Genomic DNA, 18,304 nt, shown 5'->3' with positions numbered 1-18,304 from the left:
CGGCGCGCCCCCGCCCGTCGCGCTCAGCCTCCGGTGGCGCAGCTCCGGCCGGCCTCGGTGACGCGGTAGATGCTGATCCGGCCGATCTCGTGGGCCAGCTCCAGCTTGTCGCTGGCCTCCAGCCGCTCGCGCTCGTAGTGCTTGTCCCAGGCGCCGGGCATGTTCCGCTTCCCGACCACCACGTACGAGATGTTGAACTGGCGCACCTCGCAGCCGGCCGGGCGGGCGTCGGCGTTGTTCACCAGCCAGTTCCAGGCGTCCCACCGCCGGTCGTAGTTCTCCGTCGGCAGGCCGGGCAGCGGCGGGATGCCGAACAGCAGCGGCACCTCGTAGTCGGCGTACGCCCAGGTGATGAACTCGTGGTGCCGGTCGTAGGCGACGGTGGCGCCGGGCGGGTTGTTCTCCGCCAGCCACCGGTACGTCTTCTCGTAGGACGCGCCCACCGGCGCCCGGCCCTTGAGCGCGCCGCGCAGCGGCTGCCAGCTCGCCGGCACCGCCGCGAGGCCGAGCAGCACCGCCACCAGCACCCCCGCGGCGACCGCCGCCGGGGCCTCGGACCCGCGCAGCGCCGAAGCCTTCGCGGCGACGCGGGTCAGCAGCCACTGCACGGCCAGCCCCAGCACCACCGCGCCGGCCACCGCCAGCACCCCGTAGACCGGGAAGATCATCGAACGGACCCGCTCCCGGACGCCGTACCAGAGGCTGGACAGCGTCATCGCGGTCGCCGAGTCGGACGCGGTGGTCCACACCCCGATCGCGGTCCAGACCACGCCCGCCGCGAACCACGGCCGGGCCCAGCGCAGCCGGGGCAGCACCAGGCAGAGCGGCGAGAGCAGCAGACACGGGATGACGAGCCAGAGGCCGACCTGGATCGTCGGCTCGCTGAGCTGGAAGTCCGCGCCGCCGACCCCCGGGTAGGCGAACAGCACGTAGCGCTGCGGGTCGGTGACCCAGTACTCGAACGACTCGCCGTACTTGCCGAGCAGGGCGGGCGGGTTCGACAGCCGCTCGCCGTTGGCGCCCGCCAGCACCCCGAGCAGGGGCAGTAGCGGCACCAGCCCGGCCACCACCATCGCGCCGGCCGCCGCGGCGACCCGGCGCAGCGCCCACCGGCCGCGTACGGCCAGCAGCATCCCGATCGCCAGGACCGCGATGAACAGCACGTCGTAGGTGTGCGTCATGACGATCCCGGCGCCGCACAGGCCGGCGAGCAGACCCAGCCGGACGGGGTGGGCCCCGCGCGCGGCCAGCGCGATCAGCAGCGCGATCGCCCCCGCCATGCAGGGGGCGGTCTGCTCGGTGATCCGACCCGTGATAACCGACATCCACATCGGGCCGAGCACGGCCGGCGCGGCGGCGGCGCTGGCGGCCACCACCGGCCTGCCGCCGAGGGCCCGGACGCAGGCGTAGACGGCCGCCACCAGCGCGAGCGGCCCGACCACGATCGACCAGGCGCTCAGCACCGTGCTGATCCGCCCGCCGGAGAGTTCCGCCGCCTGCGCCCAGGACACGTTCGCCGCGAGCGGGTAGAAGGAGCAGGACAGCGCCGGGTCGGTGGAACCGCTGGTGCAGGCCGAGGAGATCAGCACGCTGTCGGTCTCCATGATCCGCCGGGTGAGGAAGCCGTGGTTCATGGCGTCCCAGCCGGGCGGGGCGGTGAGCCGGCCCAGCATCAGCCAGCCGAAGGCGACGCTGATCGCGGCGGGCACCGAGATGCCGACGACGTCGGCGAGGCGGGGGCGTACCGCCGGCAGCCGCAGCCGGGCGACGCGGGCCCGCCAGCCGGCGCCGGCCGCCGCGTCGGCCGGGCGCCCGTCGGTGTCCCGGTCGGCGGTGGCCGTGTCCCGGCCGGCGACGTCAGCCTCGACCAGGCCGCGGGTGACCAGCCGGGAGGCGAGCACCGCGAGGCCGGCGAGCAGCACCTCGGCGGCGAGGACCGCCAGCGGGCCGTCCGGCAGGCCGAGCTGCGGCAGCCAGGTCATGGCGAGAGTGACCAGACCCAGGGTCAGCGCCGGTGCGGCGGCCCAGGTGGCCCACCGGTAGCGGCCGGGAGGCAGTGCGAATCCGAGCAGCGCGCCGGGCACGACGGCGACGGCGAGCGCGATGAGGGTGGTCAATCCGTGGATCCTTTCCAACGGAACACGCGGTTCCCCCGCGACGGCTGGTGCGCGGAGCCGCGGCGTGGCCGCGCGCGGCCACCCGGACGGCGAGCGGCCGGACCAGTATAGGAACGCGCGACGGGCGTACCGTGCCGGCGAACCCGCGGTTCGCCGCCCGCCGTCACCGGCGTCGTTTTTGCGGCGGATGATCCAGGTCCGGCCGCCGATCCGGTCCGGAGGGAGCAAATCGTCCCGGTGTGGCGGTACCCGAGCGGTACCGGCGCGTTCCTTCGCGTTAAGGTCACACCGGCGTGGTGGCGGGTGGCCCGCGGGCGCCGGTGCCGTCGCTGTTCGGCGACGACGGGCGGACAGGCGGTCGACCCCGATCTCCGTCCCGTCGCGACCCTGGCCGGCGCGCCGGTGGCGTCCCGGCGTGCCGACGGCCGCCTGAGCGGGGGATCCCTGCCGTCACGGCGCCAGTGACGGTCCAGTGAGCCAGTCGTCGATCTCGTAGGGAGCTAGTCCTTGTTCGGCAAGTTGATGGGACCGGCGGGAGTCGCCGCCCGCGGCGCGCTGCTGCTGCTGGCCTACCTCGTGATGCTCGCCGCCGGCGCGTTCGGCTGGGTCGGCGTCTTCGCCGTCGCCGGGCTCGCCGCGCTCGTCGGCGAGTACGCGCTCGCCCGCTGGTCGCCCGCCACCCACCTGCTGCTGGAGAAGGTCGGCCTGCGGGGCGACTACCGCCAGCTCGCCCGCGACCTCGCGGTCGTCCTGCTGGTGGTGGCCGAGGTCCGGCCCGGCGCGGCGCAGCTCAGCCTGATCCTGGCGCTGCCGTCCCTGGTCTGGTTGATCTCGGTCTTCGCCGGCGCGCTCGCGACGATGATCGACCGGCGCAACCCCCAGTCGGCGCTGGTCCGCAACATCGAGCTGGGCCCGATGCGCGCCGCGCCCCGCCCGCCCGACTGGGCGGCCTGGCTCGCCGGCGACCGGCTGGCCCTGGTCAACGTCGTGCTGGCGCCCGCCGCCGTCTTCGCGGCGGTGCTCGACAACGCCGCCCCGGTGATCGGCGCGGGCGCGGTGGCGGTGTTCGCCGCCGCCCTGGTCGGCGGGATCGTCGCGCTGACCTGGCTGCGGGGGCGCGGCATGGGCCAGAGCCCGCTGCTGCCCGCCGTCCAGCGCTGGCTGGACAGCTACCAGCCGCGGGTGGCCCTCTACTTCGCCGGGCCGGCCAAGGACGTCTACCAGGCCAACATGTGGCTCGCCCCGACCGAGGCGCTCGACCAGCGCGCGGTGGTGCTGATGCGCAGCAAGGAGGCCTTCCTCGAGCTGGCCGACACCCGGCTGCCGGTGATCTGCGTGCCGGCCGGCGTGGACTTCATGAACCTCGAACTGGGCAGCGTGCGCGCCGCGCTCTACGCCGCGAACGTCGGCGCCAACATCCACATGCTCCGCGAGCCCGGCATGAAGCACGTCTTCGTCGGCCACGGCGACAGCGACAAGCAGGCCAGCGTCAACCCCTACAGCAAGGTGTACGACGAGGTGTGGGTCGCCGGTCTCGCCGGGCGCGAGCGGTACGCCCGCGCCGGGGTGGGCGTCCTCGACTCCGACATCGTCGAGATCGGCCGGCCGCAGCTGGCCGGGGTGCACACGTTCGGCGCCGAGTCGGTCGACCGGCCGTTCACCGTGCTCTACGCCCCGACCTGGGAGGGGTGGCTCGACGACGACCCGTACCACACCTCGCTGGTGCTGATGGGGGAGCGGATCGTCAAGGGGCTGCTGGCCACCACGCCCGCCGTCCGGCTCGTCTACAAGCCGCACCCGCTGACCGGCTCCCGCTCGAAGGAGGCCAAGGCGGTGCACGAGCGGATCGTGGAGCGGATCCGCGCGGCGGGCGGCGACCCCGACGCGCGCTCCCTCGACGGCACGCGGCACCTCGTGGTGACCGGCCGGACGCCCGCGCTGTTCGACTGCTTCAACCAGACCGACCTGCTGATCAGCGACGTGTCCAGTGTGGTCTCCGACTTCGTGCAGAGCCAGCGGCCGTACGTGGTGGCCAACCCGGGTGGCCTGCCCGAGGACGAGTTCCGCCGGGACTACCCGACGTCGCGGGCCGCGTACCTGCTCTCCCGCGACTGCGGCGAGCTGGAGAAGATCGTGTCGGTGACCCGGGCCGGCGACGACCCGATGACCGAGGCCCGGCGGGAGCTGAAGACCTACCTGCTCGGCCCGGCCGAGGCGAACCCGATGGAGCGGTTCCGGGAGGAGATCGGCCGGCTCTGCCGCTGAGCGGCGCGGACGCGCGAACGGCGGTGGACGGGGGGCCCGTCCACCGCCGTTCGTCGTCGGGGGATCAGCCCTGCCGCTGCGGCGGGGTGTCCACGTCGCGCGAGACGACCTCGCCCCGCTCGTCGACCCAGCCCTTCGGCCGCGCCGGGTTGCCCGCCACGAGCTGGTACGGCGCCACGTCCCTGGTGACCACGGAACCCGCGGCGATCATCGCGTACTCGCCCACCTCGATGCCGCAGACCAGGGTCGCGTTCGCGCCGATCGAGGCGCCCCGGCGGACCACGGTCGGGGTGATCTTCCAGTCCGGGTTCTGCGCCCGGGGCCGGAAGTCGTTGGTGAAGACCGCGCACGGCCCGACGAAGACCTCGTCCTCCAGGGTCACGCCCTGGTAGACGGAGACGTTGTTCTGGATCTTGACCAGGTCGCCGACCGTGACGCCGGCGTCGACGTACACGTTGCGGCCGATGACGCAGCCGGCGCCCACCTGGGCGGTGGACCGAATGTGGGCCAGGTGCCAGACCTTGGTGCCGTCGCCGACCCGGGCACCCTCCTCGACGTCGGCCGTCGGGTGGACGAAGACCGAGGGGGACGGGGAACTGCTGTCAGTCATCCTTCAACTCGCATGCTCGCAGGGCGCGCCGGGCGCCGTCGGTGACCCGCGTTCGGCGTGCGCCGCGAGCGGCGGCCGGCCGCGCGGATCCGGGCTGCCGCGCCGGCCCCGGGCACGAAAGGGTGGGGTTGGGGCGCGCGGACTCGGCGTAGCATATCGACCCGCTCAGCCCAGCAGCGCCGCCACCGCGTCGGCGACGGGCACGTCCGCCGGCAGCGCGTCGGCGGCCACCACCGCCGGCACCGGCAGCGGCCCGTAGAGGTGGGGGAAGAGCGCGCCGCCGCGCGAGGGTTCCCAGCGCAGCGCCTCGCCCAGCCGGGCCGGGTCGACGGTGAGCAGGGTCAGCCCGGTGGCGCCGGTGAAGACCCGCCGGGCCGTCTCGACCACCTGGTCCGGCCCGGAGAGGTGGATGAACCCGGACTGCGCGTCCGTGGCGGTGCCGGCGAAGTGTCCCGCGGCCAGGGCGTCGTCCCACTCGACGGTCGTCAGCAGCTTGTAGATCACCCCGGCAGCCTACGCACGGCCGGCCCGGTTTTCCGGCGGTACGGCCGCCCGCCGGGCATGCTCTCAGGTGGAGCGGCCGCGTGGAGGGTGGGCGATGGAGAGCTACGACGACGACTGGACCGACGGCCAGCGCGCGCTGTACGACGAGTGCTATCGGGCCGGCGGCGAGTGGGCCGGCGACCCGGACACCCCGACCGAGGACGTGCAACACGTGATCAACCTGGGCCAGGCCGACGACGACGCCCTGGGCGACGCCGAACTCGACTACCCGCCCCTGGTCGACGCGGTCACCCAGGCCACCGGCGAGAACGTCACGAGCGTGCCGGCCAGCCACCACGATCCCGGCTTCCGGGGCTTCGTCGACGGCGTCCGGGACGCCGCCGCCGACGACGTCTTCGGGCTCTGACCCCCGGCCCGCCGACAAGGTCTTCGGGCGCCGACCCCCGGCCCGCCGACGACGTCTTCGGGCTCTGACCCCCGGCCGGCCGACGACGCCGGGCCCGCGCTCCGCGCGCAGCCGGGGCGCGCTCCGCGCGCTCCGCGCGGGCCTACCCTCCCGCTCCGGGCCGGCTTCTGCCACCATTCGGGTCGACGAACCGACGAATGGGGGCCCCGGGTGCGCATCCTGCTGGTCGAGGACGACTGCCGGGTGGCCGCCGCGCTCTCCTCCGCGCTGACCCGGCGCGGCTACGAGGTGGAGCACGCGGCGACCGTCGCCGCCGCCCTCTCCGCCGCCCCCTGCGACCTCGTGCTGCTCGACCTGACCCTGCCCGACGGGGACGGCACCGACCTGTGCCGGGAGCTGCGCCGGCGCAGCAGCCAGCTCGGCATCATCGCCGTCACCGCCCGGGGCGAGGAACGCGACCGGGTGCTCGGCCTGCGGCTGGGCGCCGACGACTACGTGGTCAAGCCCTTCTCCATGACCGAGCTCCAGGCGCGCATCGAGGCGGTGCTGCGCCGGGCGGCGCACACGGTGCCCGAGCGCAACCTCATCGAGGCCGGCCCCGTACGCATCGACGTGGCCGCGCGGACGGTCGCGGTGGACGGCCGGCCGGTGGCGCTGACCCGCAAGGAGTTCGACGTCCTGCTCTCCCTGGCCCGGCAGCCCGGGGTGGCGGTGCCCCGCGAGCGGATCCTGCTGGACGCCTGGGGCACCACCTGGGGCGACGGGCACACCGTTGAGGTGCACGTCGGGTCGCTGCGCGGCAAGCTGGGTGACGCCCGCCTCGTGGAGACCGTCCGCGGGGTCGGCTACCGGCTGCGCGGCGAGTGAGGCGACGCCGTGCGACGTCGGCTGGTGATCAGCTACCTGCTGCTGATGGTGCTGGTGCTGATCGCGCTGGAGACCCCGCTGGCGGCCACCCTGGCGACCCGCGAGACCGACCGGGTGCGCGCCGACCGGCTCGCCGACGCCACCCGGTTCGCCTCGCTGGCCGGCCCGGCGCTGCGCGGCGGCACCTCGGGCCCGCTCGACAACGAGCTGCGCAGCTACGACGACCTGTACGGGATCGGCGCGGCGGTGGTCGACCGGGAACGCCGGACGGTGACCGCCTCGGAGAACTGGCGGCCGGCCGGGGGCACCCGCGAGGCGCTGGACACGGCGCTCTCCGGCCAGCAGGCCAGCGGGCCGGAGTCGGTCTGGCCCTGGGTCGACCGGCCGATCGTGGTGGCGGTGCCGATCAACGACGGCGGCGAGGTGCTGGGGGCGGTGGTCACCGCCACCCCGACCGACGGCGTCCGGCGTTCCGTCACGCTCTGGTGGCTGCTGCTGGCCGGCACGGGCCTGCTCGCCGTGCTGGCCTGCGTGCTCACCGCCTTCGGGCTGGCCGGCTGGGTGCTGCGGCCGGTCACCGAGCTGGACGCGGTCACCCACGAGATCGCCGAGGGCGACCGGAGCGCCCGCGTGCAGCACCGGCTCGGCCCGCCGGAGCTGCGCCGGCTGGCGGCCAGCTTCAACCACATGGCCGACGTGGTCTCCGACGTGATGGACCGGCAGCGCGCGTTCGTCGCGCACGCCAGCCACCAGCTGCGCAACCCGCTGACCGCGCTGCGGCTGCGGGTCGAGGAGCTGGGACCGAGCCTGACCGACGCGGACGGGCGGGCCGAGCACCGGCTGGCCCTTGAGGAGACCGACCGGCTCGCCCTGGTGCTGGACGCGCTGCTCACCCTGGCCCGCGCCGAACGGCGGGAGAACCAGCGGGTCACCGTCGACGCGGCGGCCGTGGCCGCGTCCCGGGTCGCCGCGTGGGAGCCGCTCGCCCGGCACCGGTCGGTCACCCTCCGGCTGACGGCGGACGACCGCCCGGCGTACGCGCGGACCGTGCCGACCGCCATCGACCAGGCCCTGGACGCGCTGATCGACAACGCGGTGAAGTTCAGCGGGCCCGGCGGGGAGGTGACGGTGGTCGTCCGGCACCACGAGGGCGGGACCGCCCTGGAGGTGCGGGACACCGGCCCCGGCATGACCGAGAGCCAGCTCGGCCAGGCGACCGAACGCTTCTGGCGGGCGCCGGAGGTGCAGAACGTCGACGGCGCGGGGCTGGGCCTCGCCATCGTCGCCGTGCTGGTCGACGCCTCCGACGGGCGGCTCACCATGCGCCGGGGCGAGCCGCGCGGCCTGGTCGCCGGCCTCTGGTTTCCGGCCCCGACCGACCCGCCCGACGCCCCCGCCAGGGCGGACGCGCCGGCCACCGGCGACCGCGCCGTACCGTAGCCCGGCCCGCCCGACCCGGCCCCGGCCGCCCGCCGGCGGTCAGGGTTTGGCGGCGCGGTACCAGTCGGCGGCGCCCGGGTGCAGCGGCAGCGGGGCGGTGGCGATGGCCGAGCGGGGGCTCATCCGGCCGGCGGCCGGGTGCGCCGCGGCCAGTTCCTGCCGTCGTTCCATCAGCAGCCGGGTCACCTCCCGCACCAGCGACTCCGGCAGGTCCGCCCGGACGATCAGGAAGTTGGGGTTCGCGACGGTGGTGACCGGGTCGGTGCCGTACACCGAGCGCGGGATGTCCCGGGAGACGTAGACCTCGGGATTGCTCTCGCGCAGCGGCGCGGTCCACTCGCCGAGGTCGACGATCCGGGTCGCGCTGTCGTCGGCGAGCCGCTTGACCGCGCTGACCGGCAGGCCGCCGGAGAAGAAGAACGCGTCGATCGTGCCGGCCCGCAGCGCCGCGACCGAGTCGTCGAGGCCGAGCCGCTCCCGGTGGACCCGACCGTCGCCCAGGCGCGCCACCTCCAGCAGCCGGGACGCGGTGATCTCGGTGCCCGACCCGGGGGCGCCCACGGAGACCCGCCGGCCGCGCAGGTCGGCCAGCGTGCGGACCGGGCCGCCGGCGGTGGTGACCAGGTGCAGCAGGTCGTCGTAGACGCGGGCGACCGCGACCACGGACGGGTGGGCCGCCGGCGCGGCCGGCAGCACGTCGGCCTGCGTGAAGCCCAGCTCCGCCTCGCCCGAGCCGACCAGCTGGACGTTCGCCGCCGACGCGGCGGTGACCACCACGGTGGCGTCGACGTTCGGCATCTCGCGGTTGAGGATGTCGGCCAGCGACCGGCCGAAGGCGTGGTAGACGGCCGTCGGGCTGCCCGTCGCGATCCGGATCGGCACGGGCGGCTCGGGGGCGTCCCGGCAGCCGGCGGTGCCGGGGAGCGTCACCAGCAGCAGCAGCGCCAGCAGCGCCGCCGGCCGGCCGGGGCGCGGGCGGGCGCGTCGGGACCGGGTTCGACTCACGCGCTGCACTCTGCGCCGCGCGGGCCGTCGCCGCAAGCCTTCGTCCACAAGCCGGCCGCGCCGAGCCGGGTCGGCCGCCCCGGCGCCGGTCGACGGCGCCGGCCGCCGCGTCGCCTCAGGCCGGTTGGGCGGCCCGGGCGTGCTCCAGCGCGGCGCTGTGCAGGATCCGCTCCCGGTCGGGGCCGTCGGCGACGCAGACCAGGAAGCAGCCGGTGCCCGGGCGCAGCAGCGCGGGCACCTCCAGCAGGGCGGCCCCGCGCACCAGGACGGCGGCCAGGTCCCGGTCGGTGAGCCGGACGCCGAGGATGTGCCGGCGGACGTGCCGCCCCCCGGCGAGCAGGGCGGCCCGCCACGCCGCCGCCGCCAGCCGGGGGCGCCACGCCCGCCGCGCCGTCGACGCGCCGGGGAACGGACCGCCCAGCAGCTCGCGGCGGCCCTGGCGCCAGCCGGCCTCCAACGCCCGCGCGTACGCCGGGCGGTGTGCCGGCGGCACGGAGAGCCGGTGCAGCTCGTACCGGCGGCGTAGCCCGCCGACGGTCACCTCGTGCTCGATCGGGACGTCGAGGCGGCCGAGCAGCAGCCGGAACCGCTGCGCGGCCTCCTCCCGGTTGAACTCGACGGTCGCCGGACGGTGGTGCGGCACCGGGCGGCGGGTGCCGGCGGCCGCCGGCAGGGGCATGCAGCGCAACAGGCAGGCGGCCTCGAACGCGTCGGCCAGGGTCAGCCAGTCCAGCGGCGGCGGGGTGGACGGCAGTCGCGGCCGGTCGAGCAGGATCGGTTCGGGAGCCAACTCAGGCACTCCTTGTCGGCGTCGGGGTCCTCCTACCGTGACCGGTCGACGCCGACCGCGAAACCCGTCGGCCGCAGCCTTGAGGAAATCTTGCGGCTGCCCTACAGCTCGGTGACGACCAGGTCGACCTGACGTGGCCGGCCGGCGGGGCCGGGCTGCTCCAGCACCGTGTACTTCAGGTCCCGCAGCGCCGCCACCAGCCCGTCGGCCGAGCGCGGCCGCACGCCCGCGGTCAGCAGGTCCCGCACCAGCCGGCCCTTGGTCGCCTTGTTGAAGTGGCTCACCACCGACCGGACGGGCACGCCGTCGACCTCCCGCTCGTGCAGCACCCGGACCGTCACGGTGCGGGCGGCCGCCTCGCCCCGGGGCGTCCAGGTGGCCGCGTACGCGCCGGAGCGCAGGTCGAGCACCGGCCCCGCGCCCGCCGCCGCGTCCATCGCCGGCCCCAGCGCCCGCCGCCAGTACGCCGACAGCGCCCCGACGCCCGGCAGCCGCGCCCCGATCGGGCACCGGTAGGGCGGGATCCGGTCGGTGAGGCGTACCGCGCCCCAGAGGCCCGAGCTGATCAGCACCGACCGGCGCGCCGCCCGCTGCGCCGCCGGCGGAAGCGAGGCGAGGTCGAGCGCCTCGTAGAGCACCCCGGTGTAGAGCCGGCCGGCGGGCGCGGTGGCCGCCACCCGCAGCCGGGCGTTGCGCCGCAGCTCGCCCCGCTGGCCCTCGCTGAGCCCCAGCGCCTCCCGGGCCGCCGCCTCGTCGTCGCCCTCGCTGAGCGCCACCAGCGCGGCCAGCACCTCCTCCCGGGCGCCGGTCAGCTCCGGCAGGGAGAGCCGGGCCAGGTCCAGCCGCCGGCCGGTGCCGGCGTCGGCCTTGCCCTCGGAGGGCGGCAGCAGGACGATCATCGGTGGGCTCCTCGCTCGGCACGCCGTCCGCGCGCCGGTCCGGCCAGCGTACGGGCCGTCGCTACCGCCAGGGCCGCACCGGCGTCTCGGGGTGGTACACGCGATACCCGCCCACCTCGGCGCGCAGCGCCGCGTCGGCCCGGTCGCCCAGCAGCCGGCGCAGCCGGCGCTCCGCGGTCGAGCCGGCCGGCAGCACGTACCCCGGCCGGTCGGCCCGCCCCACCTGCCGCCAGTACGCGGGGTAGCGGTTCTGCCCGGGGGTGAGCTCGCCGTCGAGCACCGCGCACACCACCGACTCGTCCGTGTTGAAGATCAGCCGGTTGCAGGTCCAGTAGTCCCCGTACACCTCGTGCGGGCCGTCCGCGCGGAGCCGGTCGGCCAGCTCGCGGGCCTGCCGCTCCTCGACGCGCGACGCGGCCGTCCCGGTGGCGGCGAAGAGGACGGTGACCACCAGCGCGGTCGCGGCCAGCGCGGCGAGCACGGCGGTGGCGAGCGCCCCGGCCAGCCGGCCGAGCGCCCCGACGGTGCCCCGCCAGCAGGCGACCGCCGCCAGCCACAGGGGCCACAGCACCGCCGGCAGGGAGAGCTGGAGCACCGACAGGTAGCGGGCGTTGTCCAGCGGGCTGGTGGCGGCGAGCGGGCTGCGCACGTACGACAGCAGGGTCAACGCGGCGCCGACGACGAGCGCGAGGTGCACCACGGGGCCGACCCGCCGCCCGGGCGGGGCGCCCGCGGCCCGCCGGTACGCGACCACGGCGAGCGCGGCGGCGACCGCCAGCAGCGCCGGGTAGAGCAGGCCGAACCACTCCTGGCCCCGGGTGCAGCCGTCGACCGGGCAGAGGCCGGTGGCGAGCGGCACCCCCTCCAGCAGCCCGCCGTCCAGCCGCCGCGGCCACGGCGGGGTCGGCCCGGCCTTGGTGCTGATCTCCCGGAGCACCGACAGCGAGTCCTCGCCGGGCGGGGCGACCAGGTTGTCCCGGATCATCGGTGCGACCCCGACGGCGAACCCCGCCAGCAGCAGCGCCCCGGCCCAGCCGAGCAGTTCCCGGCGGGCGACCCAGAGCAGCGCCAGCCCGGCGGCCCCCAGGTAGGGCACGATCAGCCAGTCCGACCACACCGCCACCCCGGCGAGCAGGCCGAACAGCCCCACGGCCAGCCGGCGGTGGCGCACCGTCCCCCGGGCGAGCCCCACCACGACCAGCAGCATCAGCAGCACCGCCGCCTTGACCTCCGGCCGGCCGCCGACCACCGTCAGCTGGTCGCGCACCACCCGCTCCCCGCCGACGGCCAGCAGCCCGACGACGAAGGCGGCGAACCAGGGCGAGCAGATCCGCCGGGTGAGCCGGTGGATCAGCCAGAGGAAGAGCGCGTAGAGCAGCAGCAGCGGCAGGCGCAGCAGCGGCCAGCTCGGCCCGGCCGCCGCGACCAGCGGGGCGGCCAGGTAGGACTCCAGCATCCCCATGTAGCGCTGGCCGTAGAGGAAGACGGGCAGCTCGCGGCCCTGCGCGATGTGCAGCGCGGCCAGCCCGAAGGTGGCCTCGTCGCTGTTGGAGACCGGCACCGTGTGCAGGGTCAGGACCAGCCGGTAGCCGACCCCGGCGAGCCCGAACAGCAGCGCGACGAGCGCCGGCCGGTCGAGCCGCGGACGCCATCGCCCACGCTTGCGCACTGGTTGCGACACGACCAACGCCCCCGTCGTCGTCCCGACCGGAGTGTTTCACGTCGCCGGGGCCCGCCGGGGCGGATCGGCGCAGCCCGGGCCGCCGAAGATCGCCTCGCGTGGCCGAGGCCGCCGGGTTGTGGCAGGGTTGCTGGCGTGCCACCCACTGCCGCCGGCCAGTTGGCCGTACCGAACCTGCACCGGGCCGCGCGGATCGAGGACGCCGTGCACTCGCTGGTCGAGCGCCGGTTGCGGCGCACCGGCTGGCGGACGAACATCGTCGCGTACGCCGGCTACGGCGCGCCGGGTTGGGCGCGGGTGATGTGCCGGGTGCTGCTGGGGCGGCCGGACACCCGGCAGCGGGGCCGGCTGGAGAAGGTGCGCGGCTGGCGCAGCTTCACCACGCTGCCCGCCAAGCACGTCACCGTGACCATCGAGGCCGGCGGGGTACGCCACGAGGCGACCACGGACCGCAGCGGCTTCATCGACACGCTCGTCGAGGCGGACCTGCCGCCCGGCTGGGGGGCGGTACGGATCAGCCTGCCCGACGCCGAGCCGGTCGAGGCGCCGGTGCGCATCCTCGACCCGGAGGTGCGCTTCGGCATCCTCTCCGACATCGACGACACGGTGATGGTCACCGCGCTGCCCCGCCCGCTGCTCGCCGCCTGGAACACCTTCGTCCTGGACGAGCACGCCCGGGCGGCCGTTCCCGGCATGGCCGTGCTCTACGAGCGGCTGGCCACCGCGCACCCCGGCGCCCCGGTCTTCTACCTCTCCACCGGGGCGTGGAACGTGGCGCCGACGCTGACCCGCTTCCTGTCCCGGCACCTCTACCCGGCCGGGCCGCTGCTGCTGACCGACTGGGGGCCGACGGCGGACCGCTGGTTCCGCAGCGGCCGGGAGCACAAGCGGGTCACGCTGGCCCGGCTGGCCAAGGAGTTCCCGGACGTGAAGTGGCTGCTGGTCGGCGACGACGGGCAGCACGACCCGGAGATCTACCGCGAGTTCGCGGCCGCCCACCCGCAGAACGTGGCGGGGGTGGCGATCCGCCGGCTCTCGCCGGCCCAGTCGGTGCTGGCCGGCGGCCTGCCCGCCCCGGCCGGCCAGTCGGCCTCCGGGCCGGTGGGGCAGCGGTGGCTCTCGGCGCCCGATGGCGCCGGCCTGTGGAAGCTGCTGCGCGACGCGGGCCTGGTCTGACTGGTCGACCGGCGCACGGACAAGGGGCCGGCCGCGGCTCGCACCGCGACCGACCCCTTGCCCTACGGGATCAGAAGATCCGGTTGTACGTGTTCCAGCCGGTGCCGATGAGGCGGCCGGAGCTGTACGGCTTGTTGCTGCCATTGACGTTGATGTTGTTGCCGTAGTACCAGAGGGTGCCGTCCGACTTGGTGCCGATCAGATCGACGTACCCGTCACCGCTCACGTCGCCCGGCACGATCCGGGTGTACCCGTCCCAGGCCGTACCGATCTGGATCGGGCTGCTGAACGGCCGGCTCGGGTTGGTCGCGTAGGCGTTCTGGTAGTACCAGAGGGTGCCGTCGGCCTTCGTGGCGATCATGTCGGTGTACCCGTCGCCGGTGATGTCTCCGGCCATGATCCGGTTGTACATGGTCCAGCCGGTGCCGATCGTGACGCCACTGCCGTAGAACGGCTCTACCGAGTTGGTTGCCCACCGGTTGTGGTGCCAGATCAACGTGCCGTCGGTCCGCATGCTGATCATGTCAGCGTGCCCATCCCCGTCGATGTCGCCGCTCGTGGTCTTCGGCAGGGTGTTCCACCCCGCACCGACCTGGCGTCCGGAGCCGTATGGCTTGCCGGGGTTCAGGTTGATGTTGTTGCCGTAGTACCAGAGCGTGCCGTCAGGCTTGGTGGCGACGAGGTCCGGGTAGGTGTCGCCGCTGATGTCCGCGGTCATCACCCGGTCGAACGAGTTCCACGCGCTCCCGATCAGGTTGCCGGAGCCGTACGGCTTGGACAGGTCTCCGGTGTGCGGGTAATACCAGAGCGAACCGTCCGTTCTGGTGGCGACGATGTTGGCGTAGCGGGCCTTCGGCGCCGGCGCGATGCTCCACGCCCGCTTCCACGCCTGGACGAACGCCAGTTCGCCCTTGAACCAGCCGCCGTAGGTCGTCGCGCCGGTTCTGTGGCTGCCGATCCGCAGGCCGCCGGTCGCGTTCCAGACGGTGCTGTGGCTGGCCCGGCCGACGTTCGCCCCGTTGACGTAGATCGTCATCAGGTTCAGTGACTTCTGGAAATTGACGGTCACCAGGGTCCAGACGCCCACTCGGGCGCTGTTCGCCCCGGCGCTCGCGGTGTCGTACGTGGGTGAGGCCACGTCGGTGCGCGGCATGGCGAAGCGCCAGGACCTGTCGCCGGCATCGGTGTAGAGCCTGAACCCGGCGGTGTTCGCGCCGTTCTGAGACAGGACCGTGCCGCCGAGGGCGGCGGGCTTGATCCAGGCGGAGACGGTGAAATCCGTGCTGGTGTTCACGGGGGAGGTGGCGGTGGTGAGGGTGCCGCTGGTGCCGTCGAAGACGACGTCCGGGTCGAACGCGTCACCCGTGCTCCAGCTGACCCCGCTGTTGCCGGTGGCGTGCAGGGTGCCCGCCGTGTCCCGGGCGGTGCTCACCGCCCCGGTATCGGCGTCGTTGAGCTGCCATGCGTGGTCGGCGGTGATGAGGGTCCGGCTGGCCTGGGCCGTGATCGTGCCGGTGCCCACCGAGCCGGCGGCGCCGGGGGCGAGGTTGCTGACGAGCCAGGCGCCCGTGCTGGCGCCGGTGCCGACCGTCCACAGGTCCGGGGTTCCGTTGCTGTCGATGTCGGCGGCTCTCAGCGTGAGGTCCGCGCCGGCGTTCCAGGCGTCGGACAGCTTGTACGCGCTGAACGTGAGCAGGTTGTTGCCGTCGAAGGCGAGGTTGGTCCAGAGGTGGAGAGCACCGGTGGTGCGGTTCCACAGGAACATCGCCGTGCTGCCGGTGAGCTGGGCCGTCGCGATGGTCCAGTTGTTCCAGTCGTCGCCGCCGGTGGGCGTCGGCTGCTCGATGCGCTGCGGGTTGGCGTAGAGGGCGGGGGCGTAGAAGTTGGAGTAGTACGTGAGGTGATGGCCGACGGTGGTGTCGCCGCTGATGCCGAGCAACTCGGGAATCCCGGTCGCGGCGCCGCGGATGTCGCCGGCGTTCACGAGCTGGCGGGGCAGGGTGCCGTCCGAGTCGACGAGGAGTTCGCCAGAGACGCTGAACTGGTTGCCGCTCTGCTGGGCCTGGATGACCGAGCCGTCGCCGTTGGCGCGCAGGACGCCACCGTTTCCGGTCGCCGGGTAGTAGACGAGGACGTCCTGGAGACCGGTGCCCGTGAAGTGGCCGGTGATGGCCTGGGCACCGTTGTAGTCGGCGGGTGAGTTCTGACCGGTGACGCCGTTGCCCCGTGCGCCGATGTTCGTGCCGACCAGCGCGCTCTGTTCGCCGTCGGTGGGCGCGAGCCACAGTCCGGGTGGCAGGCCATGCCTGGCGCCGACGGTGACGAGATCGGGAGCGCCGTCGCCGGTCAGGTCTCCGTCCGCCGCGGTGGCCGCCGGGTTCGAGTTGAACGTGACGCTCTTGCTGTCGCCGATGTTGCCGCCGGCGGAGATGCTCGTGACGGTCAGCGTGTTGGTGAACCGGCTCGGGGTGATGCTGATCGTGGCCGCGCCGTTCGTCGCGGTGGCGTCGGTCGGGGGACCGGCGTTGAGCTGGTAGACGTAGCCGCTCGGGTCGGTGCCCTCCGCCTTCGTGATCTCGACGGTGAACGGCTCGCCGATGGTGGTCGTGCCGTCCGCCACCTCCGGCACGTTCGGCGCGCCGGGGCGGGTGGGGTCGAACGTGAAGGTGCAGGTCGCGGACCAGTCGCTGGGGGTGCGGAAGTCGGTGGCCTGCACCTTCCAGGAGAAGCTCGTCAGTGCCCCGCCTGCGGCGGTGCGCAGCGTGGCGACCGGTACGACGAGCACCGCCGTGCTGCCCGAGGAGTAGGTCAGCAGGCTCGGGTTCGACGAAGCGAGGGCGGTCTGCGTGGTGTCGGACGTCTTCCAGAGCTTGAAGGAGACGCCGAGGGTGCCGCCGTTACGGTCCGACACAGGGGCGTAGAGGGAGACCGATCCGTCACCGACGGTGCTACCGCCCGTGCAGGTGGTCTTCGGGGAGGTGGTCATGCCGGTGGGCTTGTTGGGCTTGTGGTTGTAGCGGATGGTCAGCGTCGGGCTGGTCTCCAGGAACTCCTTCCAGCTCTGCGTGTCGCTGGCCTCGTTCGCGGCGACCATCCACAGCGTCCGGATGTCCCGCTTGGCGGTTACGTCGGCCCGGATCTGGCCGGTGATGTCGAAGGACACCGCGGCGGCGGCGCAGCCGCTGTAGCCGTACGCGAAGCTCTCCGACGCGGCCAGCGGTCCCTTCGACTGGCCTTCCCAGTAGTTCCAGGTGGCGTTGGAGGACGACAGCGTGGCACCGGGGGCGTAGACGTTGACCGTCTTGGGCGTGCAGCTCCACGACCGCGTGTTCGTGACTTTGAAGATCGCGTCGTAGATCTCCGCGCCCACGAGGGTGGTGTGGGGGACCGGGAAGTTGATCAGCGTGTTGGAGCGTTGCTCACCTGAGTTGCCGACCTGCATCCGGTCGTTCGGGTCGGGGGTGTTCTTCCAGTAGTTCGTCGACTGGTGCTGGTACGAGATGGTGGCCCAGCCGCCCTTGCCGGCCCCGTACGGCGTCCAGCTGAATGTCGGGTCGACGTAGACCGGGTAGACCGTCTTCGGGTCGGTGAGCAGCGTCCGGTCCGGGGTCAGCCGCAGCTTGCCGGGGGCGATCTTCACCCCGATCGGGGCGGTCTTCGCGGCGCGGCCCGGCGCGGCGGGGCTGGACGTCGCGGCGCTGCGCGTGGCGGGGCCGGCGGCGGAGTCCCACATGGTCGGGGCGGGGGCGGTAAGCACGGTGGCGCCGTGACGGTCGCGGCCGGTGATGTTCCCGGCGGCGTCGGCGGCGAGAGTGACGTTCTCGCCGACGGTGGTCAGGTCCAGGGCCGCCAGGCTCGGGTTGGCGGCGGCCTGCCGGTTCTTGACCACGAAGACGTGGGAGAAGCCGCCCTCGGCGGTGGCCGTGACGGTGAGGTCGACGCCGGGCAGCACCTCGGGGTAGGTGGCGGTGGGGCCGGACAGGGTCGGCGCGGGCAGTGCATCGGCACGGTGACGGCCAGTGCCCGGGTGCCGCTGCTCATCCGGGCGAGGGGTCCGGTTCCGCCGGGGGAGAGCCGGATCGGGTTCGTCGACACGGCCGCGGTGATGGTGCCGTCGGGCTGGCGGACGAGGGTCGGGTCGAGGGCCTTCCACTTGCCGTCGACCCGGGCGCGGGTCGGTGCGGCCGTCTGGGTCAGCTCGACCACGCCGTTCGGGCGGGCGGTGACGGTCGCGGTGGGGGTGCCGGCGGCGGTGGCCTCGACCGGCTTGCCGGTCCGCCTGGCCTGCGCCATCGCCTGGTCGACCCCGAGCGACGAGGCGCCGGTCGGCTTGGTGGCGGCGGACGGGACGGGCGCGGCGGCGGCCGACGGAACGGGCAGCGCGGTGGCCGCGCCCGTGATGAGGACGCTGGCCACGACGCCTGCGGCGACAGCGACCCGCCTCCTGTCCGGAGGGTGGGTGGTGGGCATCAAGGGTTTCTCCCCCGTGATCGTGTCCGGTGGACGCGCTGCGGCGTCCGGTGAGCGGCCACAGTGAAGCAGCC

14 protein-coding genes are annotated in these 18,304 nt (G+C 74.5%); 6 read left to right on the top strand and 8 right to left on the bottom strand.

Annotated features, from left to right (window positions below):
• Positions 1–23: 23 nt before the first annotated feature.
• Positions 24–2,117, bottom strand: coding sequence for a DUF6541 family protein (locus tag ACWENR_RS08155; RefSeq protein ID WP_452276316.1), 2,094 nt, complete (start codon positions 2,115–2,117; stop codon positions 24–26).
• A gap of 507 nt (positions 2,118–2,624) precedes the next feature.
• Between ACWENR_RS08155 and ACWENR_RS08150 the strand changes: the two genes are divergently transcribed.
• Positions 2,625–4,382, top strand: coding sequence for a CDP-glycerol glycerophosphotransferase family protein (locus tag ACWENR_RS08150; protein WP_452276315.1), 1,758 nt, complete (start codon positions 2,625–2,627; stop codon positions 4,380–4,382).
• Between the two features lie 64 nt (positions 4,383–4,446).
• Here the strand turns inward: ACWENR_RS08150 and ACWENR_RS08145 are convergent, their stop codons facing one another.
• Complete coding sequence (locus ACWENR_RS08145; RefSeq protein ID WP_452276314.1) at positions 4,447–4,992, bottom strand: acyltransferase; 546 nt, start codon at positions 4,990–4,992, stop codon at positions 4,447–4,449.
• A 165-nt stretch (positions 4,993–5,157) separates the two neighbouring features.
• On the bottom strand, positions 5,158–5,496 hold the full coding sequence (locus ACWENR_RS08140) for a DUF952 domain-containing protein (protein ID WP_452276313.1): 339 nt from the start codon (positions 5,494–5,496) through the stop codon (positions 5,158–5,160).
• A gap of 94 nt (positions 5,497–5,590) precedes the next feature.
• Here ACWENR_RS08140 and ACWENR_RS08135 point away from each other — a divergent pair, with 94 nt between their 5' ends.
• The 3 genes from ACWENR_RS08135 (at position 5,591) to ACWENR_RS08125 (ending at position 8,209) form a co-directional block, all read left to right on the top strand.
• The gene (locus ACWENR_RS08135; protein WP_452276312.1) at positions 5,591–5,902 is read left to right on the top strand and encodes a hypothetical protein; all 312 of its coding nucleotides are present in this window, start codon (positions 5,591–5,593) and stop codon (positions 5,900–5,902) included.
• A gap of 210 nt (positions 5,903–6,112) precedes the next feature.
• Positions 6,113–6,769 (top strand): response regulator transcription factor, encoded by a 657-nt coding sequence (locus ACWENR_RS08130; RefSeq protein ID WP_452276311.1) that lies wholly within the window; start codon positions 6,113–6,115, stop codon positions 6,767–6,769.
• 9 nt (positions 6,770–6,778) lie between these two features.
• Positions 6,779–8,209: an ATP-binding protein gene (locus tag ACWENR_RS08125; protein WP_452276310.1), complete on the top strand. Its 1,431-nt coding sequence runs from the start codon at positions 6,779–6,781 to the stop codon at positions 8,207–8,209.
• A 39-nt stretch (positions 8,210–8,248) separates the two neighbouring features.
• On the opposite strand, the gene ACWENR_RS08120 is transcribed toward ACWENR_RS08125, so the two are convergent.
• The 4 genes from ACWENR_RS08120 to ACWENR_RS08105 all read right to left on the bottom strand — a co-directional run bounded on the left by ACWENR_RS08120 (position 8,249) and on the right by ACWENR_RS08105 (position 12,584).
• Positions 8,249–9,223 carry a TAXI family TRAP transporter solute-binding subunit gene (locus tag ACWENR_RS08120; RefSeq protein WP_452276309.1) on the bottom strand — a complete coding sequence of 325 codons (975 nt, stop codon included), beginning with the start codon at positions 9,221–9,223 and terminating at the stop codon, positions 8,249–8,251.
• 106 nt (positions 9,224–9,329) lie between these two features.
• Positions 9,330–10,004, bottom strand: a complete 675-nt coding sequence (locus tag ACWENR_RS08115; protein ID WP_452276308.1) for a hypothetical protein — start codon at positions 10,002–10,004, stop codon at positions 9,330–9,332.
• Positions 10,005–10,105: 101 nt separating this feature from the next.
• Positions 10,106–10,903 carry a peroxide stress protein YaaA gene (yaaA, locus tag ACWENR_RS08110; protein WP_452276307.1) on the bottom strand — a complete coding sequence of 266 codons (798 nt, stop codon included), beginning with the start codon at positions 10,901–10,903 and terminating at the stop codon, positions 10,106–10,108.
• 61 nt (positions 10,904–10,964) lie between these two features.
• Positions 10,965–12,584, bottom strand: coding sequence for a hypothetical protein (locus ACWENR_RS08105; RefSeq protein ID WP_452276306.1), 1,620 nt, complete (start codon positions 12,582–12,584; stop codon positions 10,965–10,967).
• 135 nt (positions 12,585–12,719) lie between these two features.
• On the opposite strand from ACWENR_RS08105, the gene ACWENR_RS08100 reads away from it, so the two are divergent.
• Positions 12,720–13,760, top strand: coding sequence for an App1 family protein (locus ACWENR_RS08100; RefSeq protein ID WP_452276305.1), 1,041 nt, complete (start codon positions 12,720–12,722; stop codon positions 13,758–13,760).
• Positions 13,761–13,830: 70 nt separating this feature from the next.
• Here ACWENR_RS08100 and ACWENR_RS08095 read toward each other — a convergent pair whose 3' ends face one another.
• Positions 13,831–17,712: a LamG-like jellyroll fold domain-containing protein gene (locus ACWENR_RS08095; RefSeq protein ID WP_452276304.1), complete on the bottom strand. Its 3,882-nt coding sequence runs from the start codon at positions 17,710–17,712 to the stop codon at positions 13,831–13,833.
• A 270-nt stretch (positions 17,713–17,982) separates the two neighbouring features.
• On the opposite strand from ACWENR_RS08095, the gene ACWENR_RS08090 reads away from it, so the two are divergent.
• Positions 17,983–18,297 carry a hypothetical protein gene (locus ACWENR_RS08090; protein WP_452276303.1) on the top strand — a complete coding sequence of 105 codons (315 nt, stop codon included), beginning with the start codon at positions 17,983–17,985 and terminating at the stop codon, positions 18,295–18,297.
• The last annotated feature ends 7 nt before the right edge of the window (positions 18,298–18,304 follow it).

Source organism: Micromonospora sp. NPDC004336, from assembly GCF_053602615.1.
Note: the sequence above shows the minus strand (reverse complement) of the source record. Positions and strands in the feature narration are given on the sequence as shown.

Bases quoted from the DNA above. Each gene is read 5' to 3' on its own strand.
- ACWENR_RS08145 (WP_452276314.1), bottom strand. From the start codon at position 4,992: ATGACTGACAGCAGTTCCCCGTCCCCCTCGGTCTTCGTCCACCCGACG.
- ACWENR_RS08135 (WP_452276312.1), top strand. From the start codon at position 5,591: ATGGAGAGCTACGACGACGACTGGACCGACGGCCAGCGCGCGCTGTAC.
- yaaA (WP_452276307.1), bottom strand. From the start codon at position 10,903: ATGATCGTCCTGCTGCCGCCCTCCGAGGGCAAGGCCGACGCCGGCACC.